A 14438-nucleotide genomic window follows, 5' to 3' on the forward strand; every position below is an offset into this window, starting at 1 on the left:
CTCAGTATATTATCATTCCGCCGCTTTCGTGTCAAGTGCCGGAATGTCCCTCTCACTTGTTCCAGTTGAGCACATCCCGGTTCTTGACGAAATACTCCACGCCGGAATAGAGGGTGGTAGCCACGATGAGGGCCACGCACAGGGTATTGGCCGCCGCCGGGATGGGCAGCAGCATCAGGCAGATACACACCATGGTGGTGGCCGTCTTGACTTTGCCCGACCAGCCCGCCGCGATGACCCGGCCGTTGTCCACCGCCACCAGCCGCAGCCCAGTGACGGCAAATTCCCGCGCCACCACGATCAGGACGCACCAGGCGGGCATCCGGCCGATCTGGACGAACCACAGCATGGCGGATACCACCAGCAGTTTGTCGGCCAGAGGGTCCATGAACTTGCCGAAATCGGTGACCTGGTCGTAATGCCGGGCCACATATCCGTCAATGAAGTCGGTGACGCTGGCCAGCACAAAGATGGCCAGGGCGATGTAGTTGTGGTAGGGCGGAATAACCAGATAGAGCACCGCCAGGAAGATGGGAATCATCACCACTCTGGCCATGGTCAGCTTGTTGGCTGTATTCATCGGTCCTTACTCCTCGATTTCTCCGGTCAGATCGCCGTCGGCGGTGCCGGTAATACGCACATTGACAAAGCTCCCGGCGGGCACCATGCCTCCGGCAGTAAAGTAGACATGGCCGTCCACGTCCACCGAGTCGGCATAGGTCCGGCCCGCCCAGCAGCCCATATCCGGGTCGAAGCCCTCGCAGAGGACCTCCATCACCGTGCCCAGCCGTGCCTCGTTCCAGGCGTCCATGACGCCGGACTGGAGATCCACCAGCCGCTCCACGCGGTGGCGCTTCACGTCCTCTGGCACCTGGTCCGGCATATCAGCAGCAGGTGAGCCCTCCTCCGGAGAGAAGGCGAACACGCCGGCCCGCTCCAGGGCGTTTTCCCGCAGGAAGCCGCACAGTTCCTCAAACTCCGCCTCTCCCTCGCCGGGCAGGCCGCAGATGATGGAGGTGCGGATGACCAGGCCGGGAATCCGCGCCCGGAGCTTGCTCAGCAACGCTTCGATCTGCGCCTTGGTGCCCCGGCGGTTCATGGCCTTCAGGATGCCATCGTTGCAGTGCTGGAGCGGGATATCCAGATACTTGACGATCTTGCGCTCCGAGGCCACCACCTCGATGAGCTCGTCGGTGACCTCGTCCGGGTAAAAATAGTGCAGCCGAATCCAGTGGAAGTCCAGCCTGCACAGCTCCCGCAGCAGTTCGGGCAGGGCATGGCGGCCGTACAGGTCGGTGCCGTAGCGGGTGATATCCTGGGCCACCAGGATGAGCTCCTTGACCCCGGCGCCGGCCAGTTGCCCCGCCTCCGCCAGCAGGGACTCCATGGGTCGGCTGCGGTAACGGCCCCGCAGGGACGGGATGACACAGAAGGCACAGCGATTGTTGCAGCCCTCCGCAATCTTCAGGAAGGCGGTATAGGAGGGCGTGGAGACCAGCCGGGCCCCATCCTCCACCGTCCGGTCGATGTCCCCAAAGAGCTTGGGGGTCTCCCCCGCCATGGCCGCCTCGGCCGCAGAGACAATGTCGGTATAGCTGCCGGTGCCCAGGATGCCGTCCACCTCGGGCAGCTCGGTCAAGACCTCGTCCTGATACCGCTGGGACAGGCAGCCCGCCACCAGCAGCTTCTTCAGCCGCCCCGTCTCTTTGAGCGGAGCCACCTCCAGAATGGTGGCGATGGCCTCCTCCTTGGCGGAGTCGATGAAGCCGCAGGTGTTGACGACCGCCACGTCAGCCCCGTCGGGCTCGCCGGTGACCTCGTGGCCCGCCGCCTGGCACAGGGCCATCATCTGCTCGGTGTTCACCCGATTCTTATCACAGCCCAGAGAGATAAATGCAATCTTCAAAGGTCGATAACTCCTTTTTATTCCTCGATATCCGCACCCCAGCGGCGGAGCCCCTCGCTGATGTCCGACCAATGGTAGCCCCTGCGGGCCAAGGCGTCGGAAGCCTTCTTCAGCTCCCGGCGGTCGGTCGGGGCGCCCTTGAGCTTCTGGCGCAGGAAGGCGTCGATGGCCGCACACGGATCGGCGGTCTCGGCCAGAGCGTCCTCCCAGAGCTCCCGCGCCACCCCCCGGCGATAGAGCTCATCCCGGATCTTGTAGGGGCCGTAGCCCTTGGCGGAGTAGTGCCGCACCACCGTCCGGGCGTATTCAGCGTCGTTCAGCAGTCCCAGCCGCTCCAGCCAGTCGGCGGTCTCCGCCGCCTGGGCCTCGTCGGCCAGGGGCGGCTTCTCCCGGTCTCGGGGGCAAGCGGTGAGCCGGTCGATGAGCTCCCTGCGGGACATGGGCCGGGCGGTGAGCAGGGCCAGGGCCTTTTCCCGGAGCCGGCCCTTCCGCGCCGCCGCCAGCAGCCGGTCGGCAGCGGCATCGTCCAGCTCCAGGCCGGCGTGGAGGGAAAAGTCCAGCATCTCAGCCTCCCCCACCCGCAGCAGAGAGCCATCCTCCAGCCAGATCAGCCAGCGGCCATCCTTGTGTCTGGAGGGGGCAATTTTACTGATCCGCATCCTCAAAGTCCTCGGCGGACACATCCACGGCGCGGCCTGCCGCCCGGGCGGCGGCCCTGGCCTGGCTGCTCATCAGCTTGTAGGCGTTGGCCCGAATGTCGGCCTCGATGCGCTCGGCCACCTCGGGGTTTTCCTTCAGATACTGCTTCACAGCGTCCCGGCCCTGACCCAGGCGGGTCTCCCCCATGGCGAACCAGGAGCCCGACTTCTGGATCAGGTCCAGCTTGACGCCCAGATCCACCAGCTCGCCCACCTTGGAGATGCCCTCGCCGTACATGATGTCGAACTCGGCCTCCTTGAACGGAGGGGCCACCTTGTTCTTCACCACCCGGGCCCGGGTGCGGTTGCCGATGATCTCGGAGCCGTTTTTCAGCGACTCGGTGCGGCGCACGTCGATGCGCACGGAGGAATAGAACTTCAGCGCCCGGCCGCCGGTGGTGACCTCAGGATTGCCGTAGACCACGCCCACCTTTTCCCGGAGCTGGTTGATGAAGATGACGATGCAGTTGGTCTTAGCGATGGAGCCGGCCAGCTTGCGCAGAGCCTGGCTCATCAGCCGGGCCAGCAGGCCCACATGGGAGTCGCCCATGTCCCCCTCAATCTCCGCCCGGGGCGTCAGCGCGGCCACCGAGTCCACCACCACCACGTCGATGGCGCCGGAGCGGACCAGGGCCTCGCAGATCTCCAGCCCCTGCTCGCCGGTGTCGGGCTGGGAGATGAGCATGGAGTCGATATCCACCCCCAGGGCCCGGGCATAGCCGGGGTCCAGGGCGTGCTCGGCGTCGATGAAGGCCACCTCGCCCCCCCGCTTCTGCGCCTCCGCCACGATGTGCAGGGCCAGGGTGGTCTTGCCCGAGGACTCCGGCCCGTAGATCTCCACGATGCGGCCCTTGGGCACGCCGCCGATGCCCAGCGCCAGGTCCAGGGAGAGGGAGCCGGTGGGGATGGCCTCCACCACGATACCGGTGTTCTCCCCCAGACGCATGATGGACCCCTTGCCGTAGGTCCGCTCGATCTGGGCCATGCAGGTCTCCAGTGCCTTCTGCTTGTCGGAGGCGGGGGCAGCAGCCTCCACCATAGGCTTTTTCGATGCCATAAGCTGTTCTCCTCTCAGGGCGCCGCCCCCCGGCGGGCCCTATGCTTCAGTGATTGACGGTCCCCTCCACCACGCGCCAGATCCCCTGGGTGTCCTGGTGGGTGAGGATATTTTCATAGCCGTTCTGGGCCAGAATGAGCTCCACGGCGGGGGCCTGTCCGGCGCCCACCTCAAAGACCAGGCTGCCCCCCAGCCGGAGAGCGTGGCCCCATCGGGCGGCCACGGCCCGGTAAAAGTCCAGTCCGTCCATGCCCCCGTCCAGCGCCCCCCAAGGCTCATAGTCCTTGACGGAGACATCCAGGGTGGGGATCTCCTGATGGGGGATGTAGGGCGGGTTGCAGGCAATAACGTCAAAATCCCACAGGCTGGCCGCGGGCTGGGTCAGGGCGTCGGCCTGGACGCAGGTGACCCTGGCGTTCAGGTTGTTGCGGCGGACGTTCTGCTTGCAAATGCGCAGGGCCCCCTCGGACAGGTCGGCCAGCACCACGCGGCAGTCCGGGGCGTTGGCCGCCACCGCCAGACCCACGCAGCCGCTTCCGGCACACAGGTCCAGCACCCGGGCCCCCTCCCCCGCCGCCCGGGCCAGGAGGATCGCGCGCTCGGCCAGCACTTCCGTGTCGGCCCGGGGGACGATGACCTCCCGGGAGATGTCCAGGGGCAGGCCGTAAAACTCCCATTCCCCGATGATGTAGGCCACCGGCTCACCGGCCAGACGGCGCCGGGTCAGCTCCTCCACCCTGCGCTCCACCTCGTCTGAGGCGTAGAGGGGCAAGTCCCGGAAAAACTGCTCCCGGGTCTTGTCGGCGGCAAAGCAGACCAGCTCTCTGGCCTCCAACTGGGCCATCTCCACCCCCGCCGCCTTCAGCCGTTTCCGGGTGTCCAGATATAAATTATTATAGGTGGTCGCCACGGCGTTTCACCTCTCGTCACGGTTGCTTTTTACCACTGGTCCTTGCCCTTCTCCTCCGGCAGTACCTCCTTGAGGGCGGCGATGCCCACCTCGATCATGGAGTCGTCCGGCTCGAAGGTGGTCCAGCGCTGGATGGCCATACCCGGCCGTCGGACGGCCCGGCAGATCAGGTTGTCGTGCCCGCCCACATAGCGGTTGAGCTCCCAGGTGATCCCCACCACCACCGGCAGCAGGGCCAGATGGACCAGTGTGCGCAGGAACGGGTTGGTAAAGTGGAAGGCCGAAAAGGAAAAGACGATGCTGGACAGCAGGATGGATACCACGATGACCACCAGCAAAAAGCTGGTGCCGCAGCGCGGGTGGTGCTTGGGCTGGGCCCGGACGTTCTCCACGGTGAGCTCCAGCCCTTTCTCATAGCAAAAGATGCTCTTGTGCTCCGCCCCGTGGTAAGAGAACACCCGCCGGATGTCCTTCATTCTGGAGCAAAAAATCAGATAGCCCAAAAAGAGAACGATGCGGGTGAGTCCCTCCACCAGGTTCCGCCCCCACAGAGGGATGCCGGGGAAGAAATACATCACGCCGCCGGAGAGCAGGGTCGGCAGGACGAAAAAGAGTCCCACGGAGAAGGCCATGCCCAGGATGACGGCCAGGGTGATAAAGAAGCTCATGGCCTTTTCGCTGCCCAGCTTCCTGTCCAGCCACCGCTCAAATTTCGAAGGCTCGGCGTCGGCCTCCTCCCCGTCCTCCGGGTAGAACTCCGCCGAGTACATCAGGGCGGTGACGCCGGTGTACATGGACGTGCAGAAATTGACCACGCCCCGGATGAACGGCCAGCCCAGCACCGGATGCCGGTCCTTGATGAGCTTGCGCGGCTCGGTCTTGATCTCCAGGTCGCCGTCCGGCCTGCGCACCACGATGGACTTTTTCTCGGGGCCCAGCATCATGATGCCCTCGATCAGAGCCTGGCCGCCGATCATGGTGCGGAACGGCGTGGCGCAGGCTTGGTTTTCTTTTGGCATTGTGCAGAAATTCTCCTTCACGCTTATGCAATCGTATTGTATCAGACTCGCATGGGAAATGCAAGAAATTTTCGAACTTTTGTTCTACTGTGTTTCAGGCCGCAGTGTTGCCGATGGGCAGCCGGATGGTGACGATGCAGCCGCCGCCCTCGGCGTTGCCGATGTCCAGACGTCCATTGTGGCGGGTGACGATCTCCTCGCAGACAGCCAGGCCGATGCCGGAGCCTCTGGCCTTGGAGCTGCCCTTATAGAACTTGTATTTGACGTGGGGCAGCTCGTCGGCGGGGATGCCGGGGCCGTAGTCCCGGATGGTGATGACCACGTCGTTGTCCGCGCCGGGCCGGATGGCGGTCTCGATGCGCTTGCCGGAGCCGCCGTGCTTGGCGGCGTTGTCCAGCAGATTGCAGAACACCTGCCGCATCCGCTCCGGGTCCCCGGGAATGGGGGGGAACTCCTCGTCACAGTCGGTGTGGGTCAGGGTGATGCCCTCCCGGCGGAAGAACTCGGTGTAGGTGTAGACCGCGTCCTCCAGCTCGGCCTTGATATCCATGGGCTCGATGGAGAGAGTGAAGCGGCCGTCCTCAATGCGCGAGAACTCCAGCAGCTCCTCCACCATGTTGGTCAGGCGGCGGGCCTCGGACACAATGATGCCCATCCCCTTCTTCACGTCCTCGGCATCCCGGACTTCCCCGTTCATAATGGTCTCCGCCCAGCCGTTGATGGCGGTCAGGGGGGTGCGCAGCTCATGGGAAACCGAGGAGATGAACTCGGACTTCATGCGCTCCGACTGCTTGATTTTCAGGGACATGTCGTCGATGGCGTCGATCAGGTCCCCGATCTCATCGTCAAATTTTTTTTCGATCTGGATGCCGTAGGACCCGGCTGCGATGCGCTTGGCGGTGTCGGTGACCACGCCCAAGGGCTCCACGATGGAGCGGACAAAATAGAGGTTGGAAAAGTACACCATAGAGACAATGACCGTCCCGATGGCCAGGGCGATGGCCACGATGACCATCACCTGCTTGTCCACCTGGCCCAGAGAGGTGACCACCCGCACCACGCCCCGGACGCTGCCGTTATACAGCACGGGGGCGGAGGCGGCCATGATGCGCTCCCCGGTCTCCGGGGAACTGCCCGACCAGGTGCGGACGAACTGCCCGTTGCCGGCCAGCGCCTCGTTGACATCCTGTGTGCCGGGATAGGAGCCGGGCAGAGTGAGCTGGGCGGAGGAGTACACCACGGTGCCGGACTCGTTCAGGTACTGGAGCTCCAGTACGTTTTTCTCCTCAAAGCCCTCCACCGTATCCCGGGCGGTCTGGAGATAGGCGCTTTGAGAGTTGCGGATGGTGTTGGCAAAGCCCCGCACCTTGGCCTCCAGACCGCTGCTCATGGTGGAGTAGAAATACCCCGCAATGGCCACGGAAAAGGCCGTCACGGCGAACAGGACGATGAGCAGGACGGCGGAAATACTGTTGAGCATCCAGCGCTTTCGAATTCCCTTGACCTTCGCCATATGTATTTCCACCTCCTATCACCTGCCATTCCCGGTGCGAGTGCGCCGGGGCTCCACGCGCTCTTGGACTTGCCCCTCAGAGCGCGGAGGGGCATTCCACCCGGCGGGCACGTGGGCTAAGGTTCTCCTACCAAAAGGCCCTTGCCCTAAAATCCCCACTTGTACCCATATCCCCACACTGTGGTGATAAAGGTCGGATTGGTGGGGTCGTCCTCAATCTTGATACGCAGACGCCGGATGTTCACATCCACGATCTTCAGTTCGCCAAAATAGTCTCTGCCCCAGACCGAGTCCAAAATCTCTTCCCGGGACAGGGCCTTGCCCGGATTGTCCATGAAGAGCTTGACGATGTTGTACTCCACCTGGGTCAGCTTGACCCGCTGCCCGTTTTTCTCCAGCGTACGGTTGCGGGTATTCAGGAGGAAGGGCGGCTGGCTGATCTCCCCGGTATCCAGCGGCACGTCGCCTCCAGTACGGCGGTAGAGGGCGTCGATGCGGGCAGTCAGCTCCGCCGGAGAAAAGGGTTTGGTCACATAGTCGTCCGCCCCGGTCATGAGGCCGGTGATCTTGTCCATCTCCTGGGTCCGGGCCGTGAGCATGATGATGCCGATCTTTGAATCGCTGGCCCGGATGCGGCGGCAGACCTCGAAGCCGTCCATATCGGGCAGCATGATATCCAGCAGGGCCACCTTGATATCCGGATTGCGCCGGAGCTGGGCCAGGGCCTCTTCCCCGGTGTCCGCCTCGATGGCCTCATAGCCCGCCCGCTTCAGGTTGATGACCACAAAGCTGCGGATATTGGCCTCATCCTCCAATACCAGTACCTTTTTCATCTCCCGCACTCCGTCCTTTCCTTATCAGGTATCGGGCCACTCGGGCTGGATGAGCTGGAAGAGCTCCCGGAGCCCCTCCTCGTCCAGCCCGCAGTCCCAGTCGCAGCTTTTGAACTCGGCGGCGTAGATCGTGCTGTCCCCGTCGGCCATCAGTACGAAGCGGTTGCCGGTCCGGGAGCGGGTCTCCCGGTTGGGACCGGTCAGCTTGTAGATCGTCAAAAATTCCTGGGGCGCCGCACCGGGGTCCTGGTCCTTCCAGTAATAGAAGGTCGTGGCCCGTTCGCCGCTGACAATGTTGCTCTTTGCCAGGGTGATCACGCCGTCCCACGCATCGGGCAGGATCAGATACCACCCCTCCGAGTCGTTAAAATAGGTGTTAAACACTCGGATGGGGCTGCCCTGCAGGTCGTACTGCTGCCAGAGCACCGACCAAAAGCTCTCGGCATTCTCCTTGGCGTAGGCGGGCAGCAGACTGGGCCGAGGCAATTCCAGGATGCCGTCCCGGTTGATGTCCCGGGCCGCCACCGTACGCATGGAGTTCACCCGCCGGGTGCTCTCGCTCATGCCGCTCTCCGTATTCAGCGTGATGTTGACCAGGCGGCCATCCCGCCAGGCAAAGATGTCGGTGATGGTACTGATGCCGTTGCTCAGGTCGGAAGTGACGAAGAGCGCCGGAGCGGTCAGGCCGCCGTTTTTCACCGACCCGTTTCGCATGGCGGATATGCTGATAATCTCCTTCGACATGGGAGCGGTGTCCCGCAGGTTCATGGTCTTGTCGTTGGAGTCGTAGTCGAACAGGTCGGCTTGTCCCTCGCCCTGGATGCTGTTGAGGTTGAGCACCATGATCTCCTTCTGGTTGTCCTTGTCGATGTCCAGCAGGGAGAAGCGGTTATAGGAGGTGAACATCAGCTCCACATACTGCCCCTCCTGGTCGGAGTAGCGGTAAGCACCCAAATTATAGACCAGGCTGCTGATTTGCCAGCTCACCACCAGCTCCTTGTTTCGGAGATCATCGTCCAGGTTCTCATAGTCTACCGAGTAGATGGCGTTGCCGTCCCCCTTGATGACCGACTGGACCTCGTAAGATTCATCCTCCAATTGATGGAAGATGTAGATTTGAAGCTGCTGCTCGTCCCCCAGGATACGGAAAAAAACCACAGCCTCCTGCACGCCGTCGCCGTCCAGGTCCACCAGTTGGATGGGCTGGGTGTTGGTGCCCTGAACAGGGCCCGCGTACTCCGCACCGGCGGCCCGGACCTCGTCAATCTTGGTATACAGGTTTTGATAGTCTGCCGGCGGCTCCGGCAGGCTGTAGAGATCGTCCGGCGGCTGAAACAGGCAGCCGGTCAGCAGAAGGAATACCGCGGCCACCAGGACCATTTTGCATTGAGCCACTCGCATGTCCGCTTTTCCCCCTCCTTTTGACCGCATGCTGCTATCTATCTAAGTATCATACCATATATCTGTTGTTTTGGGTATGGGGATTTTTTGATTTTTCACCCATATTGTTTCAATTCCGCTCTTGCCATTCGGATTTTTTTTGTGTATAATACTTGAGTATCCTTTGCCGGTGTGATGGAATTGGTAGACGTGACGGACTCAAAATCCGTTGGTGGCGACATCGTGTCGGTTCGAGTCCGACCACCGGCACCATGTCGAATGTTCATAACGACAATGAACATTCCGTAGACAGGAGTAATCGAAAGATTGCTCCTGTTTTCGTTTATCCGGCCTTGCGTGTGATGTACTCGACGGCCACGCCCTGTCGGGTGTCTATCGTCACGCTGGACGGCAAAGAAGCAACCTCCGGCATATCCAGTACGCCGATAAAGTTGTAGTGGATGTCAAGCTGCTGCGTCCGGTTTTTCCCGGTCCCCTGTGCCTGATGGACAACGATCTTTTCCACCATTTCATGGAGGACCAGCGGCGTAAGCTCCTGTATGTCCGTATACTTTCGGACAAGCCGCAGAAAGCTGGCAGCGTTCATTCGGCTTTTCTTATCCTTGTCGATCTCCGCCCGCAAAGCGGAGATTTTCTTTTTCAGGATAAGCTGCTCGTCGTCATACCGCTTCGTGAGCATCATAAACCGCTCGTCGGACAGCTTTCCGCTGGCATTGTCCTCGTAGGTCTTGGAGAAAAGCCCGTCCAGCTCGGCACATCGGGTCAGGTTGGCCCGAAGTTCCTCTTCGCGCCGTGCACTCTCACGCTCGGCCACTTCCAGGGTCTTTGCCATCAGCAACTTTACAAAGTCCTCCTCCTTATCCTGTAAGAAGGCCGTCAGCCGTCGAATTTCCAAAAGCATGACCTGTTCCAGCGCGTCCACCCGAATATAGTGGGTCTGATTGCAGGTGCCCCGATTGCCCCGATAGTTGGAGCAGTTGAAGTATTGCAGTTCCGTATGCGGGTGATTGACGTTGAAATGCAGCTTGCGGCCACAATCCGCGCAGTAGAGAAGTCCGGCAAACATATTCTTTTCCACCTTCTTCGGCTGCCTGCGCTTCGTACCCTCCCGGATACGCTGTACCATCTCCCAGGTCTGACGGTCAATGATGGGCTCATGCACGCCCTCAAAGATCACATGGTTTTCCTCGGGGTTTTCATACCGCCGCTTATCCTTAAAGGATTTGGAGTAGGTCTTGAAATTGACTACATCCCCCATGTACTCGCGGGAGGTCAATATCTTGTTCACCGTGTTTGAGCTCCAATGATAGGGGCTTTCGGAAAAAGGCTTTCTCCCCGGCTTCCTGACGCCTTTCAGCTTCCAATACTCCGTAGGCTTCAGGATTTCCTCCTGTTCAAAGATAGCGGCAGTCTTGTCGATCCCGTACCCGTCAATGCACATCTGGTAGATGCGCCGCACCACGGCGGCCGCTTCCTCGTCAACGATCCAGTATTTGGGGTTTTCGGGGCTTTTCACATAGCCGTAGGGCGGCAGAGAAAGCGGGACACCGGCATTACCGCGCAAACGCTGGGAGCTTCGGATTTTACGGGAAATATCCCGGGCGTACCACTCGTTAGACAACCTCGAATAAAGAATGACGGTTTCATTCCTCAATATAGCCTACAAAATTGTAGTAGATGTGAATATCCCGTTCCTCATGACCGTCCACAGTATGGCGTTCGCTGATCTCAATTTTCTGGATCAGCCGCACCAGCGTGGGGCGGTCAAGTTCTTCAAGCTGGGCGTAATCCTGCATCATATCCAGCCATGCGTCCACGGACTTCTCACTCTCCCGGCTGACGGCAAGTTGCTCGGTCAACTCCCGGCTGCGCTCCTGCTTTTCTCTGCGCTCGACCTCATATTGATTGAGCAAATTGATGCACACGCTCTCCGGGATGCGGCCCATGACCTTATCCTCGTAGGCGGCTTGAATCAATCTATCCAGTTCCGGCAGCCGCTTGCCAATGGCGTTTAATTCCGCTTGCAGCGTCCGGGTTCTCTCCACGCTGGCCGTGTGTTCTCTTGCGAGAAGCTGTTCCCGCAGACTCTCCCGGCTGTTCTGCGCCCACAACGCCTTGCAGCGAATATCCGTCAGCACCACCTGTACCAATTCCAACCGCCGCTGTTTGCTCATTCTCGGCATTTTCACGCTCCTGTCTGTCGCCAAAGCACCACGCTCCGGCAGACGGTCAAATTGTAAATCCCGGTATCATTTTCGGGCTTTTTTCGCTCTGTACGCTCCGTTTGTAGAACGTGCGGTATTGCGGTATGGGTAAGTCCCTTCGGCGCGTTCTGTGCGCTTTCGGGTCGGGATATTTGCCCCGGAAAAACGTGCTAACGCAGCTTAGCTCATCATGCTCTGAATGACCCTCACTACAAGTGAGGGTCATTATCGCTCCCGTGCGCTCCATTTCGGTCACAGAAAGTTATCGGACGGTTCACAAAATATTTCGCACGAATCGGTTGCATATTTCGTCCGATTCGGATATAATAAGAATGAACCAAATCACGAAGGGAGGAACCAGATCATGTCGATTACTGCGACGGAACTGAAAAGCAATCTCGGAAAGTATCTTCTGCTTGCAGCGACGGAGGACATTTTCATCACCCGCAACGGCAAGGTTGTCGCCAAGCTCTCCAATCCCCATCAGGACAGAGTGGACATTGCCAAGTCCCTGTTCGGGATTCTTCCGGCTGATGTGACGTTGGAGGAAGCGAAGGAAGAAAGGCTGAACCGGATATGAGAGCTGTCATTGACACCTGCGTCATCGTGGACGCGCTGCAAAGCCGCGAACCGTTCTGCAAGGATGCGCAGTCGATTTTCCTGCTCTGTGCCAACCGGCAGTTTGAAGGCTTCCTGACGGCGAAAGCTATCACGGATATTTACTATCTGACACACCGGCAGACCCACAGCGACAAAGCAACCCGCGACGTTCTGACTAAGCTCTGCGCGTTGTTCGGTCTGCTGGACACTACGGCGCTGGACATCCGCAAGGCGATCTCAGCGGAGATTTCCGATTTTGAGGATGCCGTGATGGTCGAAACGGCGGTGCGCTCCGGCGTGGACTGCATCGTGACGCGGAACACGAAGGATTACAGCAAAGCGCCGATCCCCGTGTACGCTCCGGCAGCGTTCATAGAGCTGCTGACCGAAACAAGTGAAGATCAGACGGATTGACCGTCCGCAAATGCCGCCGCTTCTGGCGGCATTTTGCTTTTTATCGCTCCTGCTCATGGCTGCGCCCTCGCTTCGGCTGCGGCATCGCCATCTGATAGTTGCGCTGCATAGTCATCAGCTCATGCAACCGGTCGCTTTTCTCGCGGTAATCGTTGTAACACTCGTTTTTCTGGGACACGAGGGACTGAATCTCTGCAACGACCTCCTTGCGCTTCGGGAGCTGCTTGGGTGTGCCCAGCTTGTCAAGCTGGCGCTTGGCAGCGTCGTTGATGATAAAATCCGCTTCATGCGCGGCATGGAATTTCTGCTTGTCCTTTTCCTTGCGGATCGCACGATACTCCTTGATGACAGGATAGGTTTTGCGGTAATTGTCCATCGCTTCCAGCAATGCCTTTTTATCCGTCACCTTGGCAGCGGCTGTATCATAGCGGCTGCGGGCTTCCCGTGCTTCCGCACCGGCGGCATCCACGGCGGCGTTCAGCTTATCCGGCGATAGAAGGTCATGCTCCTGCAAGTATAGGAAGGTTTTTGACCATGCCTTGAGGTTGTGCATCGTCGCCCAGCGGTCATAGCCGATGCCCTTGCCCTCGGCGCGTTTTGCTTCACGGTCAACCATGCGCCCAATGGAGGGGGCTTGTGGTACGCTCTGCTTCGGGGCAGACCTGCCGGATGCACCCTCGTTTGAAGATAGGGTGCGGTCAAGAGGAATAGCATCATTTGAAGTGAGGGTATTTTCAGGACGCAGGGCTTTTTGCTCCAAAGCGGCAAGCACGGCAGCTTTATCAAAGCTGTCGCCCAGCTTCCGCGCCGTGATGGGCTTCGTGCGGTCTGGGGTGAGGTAGGAAAACCGTCCTCGGCTCTCCTTGACGGTCACGCCGTATTGCAGGAGCTTCCGCGCAAAATCCTCGACGGTGAACGATTCGTTCAGAGCTTTTTGGATAATCTGTCGCAGCTTCTCCTTGTCGGTTTCAAAGCGTGTCGGCTTGGTGGGCTTGCCCTCTGCGGCAAGGGCGGCGTTTTCCTGATCCAGCGCAGCCTGCCCCTTTTTCTTCGCCCAATACTCGCGCTCGGTGACGCGGCTTGCGCTGCCGTTCAGAAGGTCGATCTGATAAAGCCCGGCTTCGTGGCACAACTCCATGACCTCGGATTTGAAATATTCCATCGCAGCGTCGGTGCAGCGGTGTTTGCATCCGGCTTTTGTGTCGGCGGGTCTGTCCATGTAAGGCAACAGCGGTACATTTTCAATTCGCAGACTGTTGATGACGATATGCACATGGATGTTGCCGGACTGATTATGCCCGTCCGGGTGGGTGCAGACGAGCGCCTGATGACCGGGAAACTGCTCCCAGCAAAACCTCTCGCCAAGCTCCTGCGCCTTATCTACGGTCAGCCCGTTGTCCGGGCCGTCCCGTGGATCAAAGCTGATGATGTAATGGTGGCTCTTGACATCCTCGCGCTTCTGATTCTTGCCATAGCGGAGATTGGAGCGCATACAGGCAACCGCAAAATCTTCCTCGCCGCAGTTCAGGGTGGAAATGCGGTAATCCTCTCTCGGCACAAGCCGCCCGTCCGCGTCCAGCGTGGGCTTCATGGTAAACTCGTCGTGCGCAAAGGTCAGGTATTTTTCAGCGTCACCGTAGTTTGCGTTTTTAGAGCTGATATGTTTGAACGTTGCCAACGGCTTATTCCACCCGGTGCTGGGTGCAATGGTTCTTGCCGAACGCACCATAGGTCTTACAGGCGTAAATCTGCTGCGGGTGCTTGGCGTGGGTGGTGCGGATGGTCAGTGACTTGCCGCACTCGCCGCACTTGATAAGCCCGGCAAACAGGCTGGTTTCCCCGTCTTGCCGGGGGCGCTGGCGGGATTTCAGTCCGGCGTCCTC

The 14438-nt window shown here is 60.1% G+C and carries 14 protein-coding genes, 1 tRNA gene and 1 pseudogene; 3 read left to right on the forward strand and 13 right to left on the reverse strand.

The window, feature by feature from the left end:
• Window positions 1-52: 52 nt before the first annotated feature.
• The 9 genes from pgsA to BN2154_RS09565 all read right to left on the reverse strand — a co-directional run bounded on the left by pgsA (window position 53) and on the right by BN2154_RS09565 (window position 9337).
• Window positions 53-580 (reverse strand): CDP-diacylglycerol--glycerol-3-phosphate 3-phosphatidyltransferase, encoded by a 528-nt coding sequence (pgsA, locus tag BN2154_RS09525; RefSeq protein WP_050618569.1) that lies wholly within the window; start codon window positions 578-580, stop codon window positions 53-55.
• Window positions 581-586: 6 nt separating this feature from the next.
• Window positions 587-1906, reverse strand: a complete 1320-nt coding sequence (rimO, locus tag BN2154_RS09530; protein ID WP_050618570.1) for a 30S ribosomal protein S12 methylthiotransferase RimO — start codon at window positions 1904-1906, stop codon at window positions 587-589.
• 17 nt (window positions 1907-1923) lie between these two features.
• Window positions 1924-2565: a regulatory protein RecX gene (locus BN2154_RS09535; protein ID WP_050618571.1), complete on the reverse strand. Its 642-nt coding sequence runs from the start codon at window positions 2563-2565 to the stop codon at window positions 1924-1926.
• Window positions 2552-3661, reverse strand: coding sequence for a recombinase RecA (gene recA / locus BN2154_RS09540; protein WP_094762446.1), 1110 nt, complete (start codon window positions 3659-3661; stop codon window positions 2552-2554). Before recA ends, BN2154_RS09535 begins: the two co-directional genes overlap by 14 nt.
• Window positions 3662-3707: 46 nt before the next feature.
• Window positions 3708-4571, reverse strand: a complete 864-nt coding sequence (prmC, locus tag BN2154_RS09545; protein WP_050618572.1) for a peptide chain release factor N(5)-glutamine methyltransferase — start codon at window positions 4569-4571, stop codon at window positions 3708-3710.
• A gap of 29 nt (window positions 4572-4600) precedes the next feature.
• Window positions 4601-5590 (reverse strand): DUF1385 domain-containing protein, encoded by a 990-nt coding sequence (locus BN2154_RS09550; RefSeq protein ID WP_050618573.1) that lies wholly within the window; start codon window positions 5588-5590, stop codon window positions 4601-4603.
• Window positions 5591-5684: 94 nt separating this feature from the next.
• Window positions 5685-7103, reverse strand: coding sequence for a sensor histidine kinase (locus tag BN2154_RS09555; RefSeq protein WP_050618574.1), 1419 nt, complete (start codon window positions 7101-7103; stop codon window positions 5685-5687).
• 146 nt (window positions 7104-7249) lie between these two features.
• The gene (locus BN2154_RS09560) at window positions 7250-7936 is read right to left on the reverse strand and encodes a response regulator transcription factor (RefSeq protein ID WP_050619602.1); all 687 of its coding nucleotides are present in this window, start codon (window positions 7934-7936) and stop codon (window positions 7250-7252) included.
• Between the two features lie 24 nt (window positions 7937-7960).
• On the reverse strand, window positions 7961-9337 hold the full coding sequence (locus tag BN2154_RS09565; protein ID WP_154666664.1) for a hypothetical protein: 1377 nt from the start codon (window positions 9335-9337) through the stop codon (window positions 7961-7963).
• Between the two features lie 165 nt (window positions 9338-9502).
• Between BN2154_RS09565 and BN2154_RS09570 the strand changes: the two genes are divergently transcribed.
• Window positions 9503-9589: transfer RNA gene (locus BN2154_RS09570), tRNA-Leu, on the forward strand.
• 70 nt (window positions 9590-9659) lie between these two features.
• On the opposite strand, the gene BN2154_RS09575 is transcribed toward BN2154_RS09570, so the two are convergent.
• Window positions 9660-10853, reverse strand: coding sequence for a recombinase family protein (locus BN2154_RS09575; RefSeq protein WP_195892330.1), 1194 nt, complete (start codon window positions 10851-10853; stop codon window positions 9660-9662).
• A 127-nt stretch (window positions 10854-10980) separates the two neighbouring features.
• The gene (locus BN2154_RS09580; protein WP_195892331.1) at window positions 10981-11511 is read right to left on the reverse strand and encodes a DUF4368 domain-containing protein; all 531 of its coding nucleotides are present in this window, start codon (window positions 11509-11511) and stop codon (window positions 10981-10983) included.
• Between the two features lie 394 nt (window positions 11512-11905).
• On the opposite strand from BN2154_RS09580, the gene BN2154_RS09585 reads away from it, so the two are divergent.
• Together BN2154_RS09585 and BN2154_RS09590 are read left to right on the forward strand one after the other, a co-directional pair.
• A complete protein-coding gene (locus tag BN2154_RS09585) occupies window positions 11906-12121 on the forward strand; it encodes a type II toxin-antitoxin system Phd/YefM family antitoxin (RefSeq protein WP_050618578.1) in 216 nt (71 codons plus the stop codon).
• Window positions 12118-12555 carry a PIN domain-containing protein gene (locus tag BN2154_RS09590; protein WP_050618579.1) on the forward strand — a complete coding sequence of 146 codons (438 nt, stop codon included), beginning with the start codon at window positions 12118-12120 and terminating at the stop codon, window positions 12553-12555. Before BN2154_RS09585 ends, BN2154_RS09590 begins: the two co-directional genes overlap by 4 nt.
• 40 nt (window positions 12556-12595) lie before the next feature.
• On the opposite strand, the gene BN2154_RS09595 is transcribed toward BN2154_RS09590, so the two are convergent.
• Window positions 12596-14233 carry a relaxase/mobilization nuclease domain-containing protein gene (locus BN2154_RS09595; protein ID WP_050618580.1) on the reverse strand — a complete coding sequence of 546 codons (1638 nt, stop codon included), beginning with the start codon at window positions 14231-14233 and terminating at the stop codon, window positions 12596-12598.
• A gap of 7 nt (window positions 14234-14240) precedes the next feature.
• Window positions 14241-14426 (reverse strand): annotated as a pseudogene (locus BN2154_RS16055) (zinc ribbon domain-containing protein); the annotation flags it as partial.
• Between the last annotated feature and the right edge of the window lie 12 nt (window positions 14427-14438).

The sequence above is a fragment of the Intestinimonas massiliensis (ex Afouda et al. 2020) genome, from assembly GCF_001244995.1.
Taxonomy (GTDB): domain Bacteria; phylum Bacillota; class Clostridia; order Oscillospirales; family Oscillospiraceae; genus Intestinimonas; species Intestinimonas massiliensis.

Excerpts from the sequence above, each read along its gene's own strand:
- BN2154_RS09565 (WP_154666664.1), bottom strand. The coding sequence starts at position 9,337 with ATGCGAGTGGCTCAATGCAAAATGGTCCTGGTGGCCGCGGTATTCCTT.
- recA (WP_094762446.1), bottom strand. The coding sequence starts at position 3,661 with ATGGCATCGAAAAAGCCTATGGTGGAGGCTGCTGCCCCCGCCTCCGAC.
- pgsA (WP_050618569.1), bottom strand. The coding sequence starts at position 580 with ATGAATACAGCCAACAAGCTGACCATGGCCAGAGTGGTGATGATTCCC.
- BN2154_RS09585 (WP_050618578.1), top strand. The coding sequence starts at position 11,906 with ATGTCGATTACTGCGACGGAACTGAAAAGCAATCTCGGAAAGTATCTT.
- BN2154_RS09580 (WP_195892331.1), bottom strand. The coding sequence starts at position 11,511 with ATGAGCAAACAGCGGCGGTTGGAATTGGTACAGGTGGTGCTGACGGAT.
- BN2154_RS09535 (WP_050618571.1), bottom strand. The coding sequence starts at position 2,565 with ATGCGGATCAGTAAAATTGCCCCCTCCAGACACAAGGATGGCCGCTGG.
- BN2154_RS09550 (WP_050618573.1), bottom strand. The coding sequence starts at position 5,590 with ATGCCAAAAGAAAACCAAGCCTGCGCCACGCCGTTCCGCACCATGATC.
- BN2154_RS09590 (WP_050618579.1), top strand. The coding sequence starts at position 12,118 with ATGAGAGCTGTCATTGACACCTGCGTCATCGTGGACGCGCTGCAAAGC.
- BN2154_RS09560 (WP_050619602.1), bottom strand. The coding sequence starts at position 7,936 with ATGAAAAAGGTACTGGTATTGGAGGATGAGGCCAATATCCGCAGCTTT.
- BN2154_RS09555 (WP_050618574.1), bottom strand. The coding sequence starts at position 7,103 with ATGGCGAAGGTCAAGGGAATTCGAAAGCGCTGGATGCTCAACAGTATT.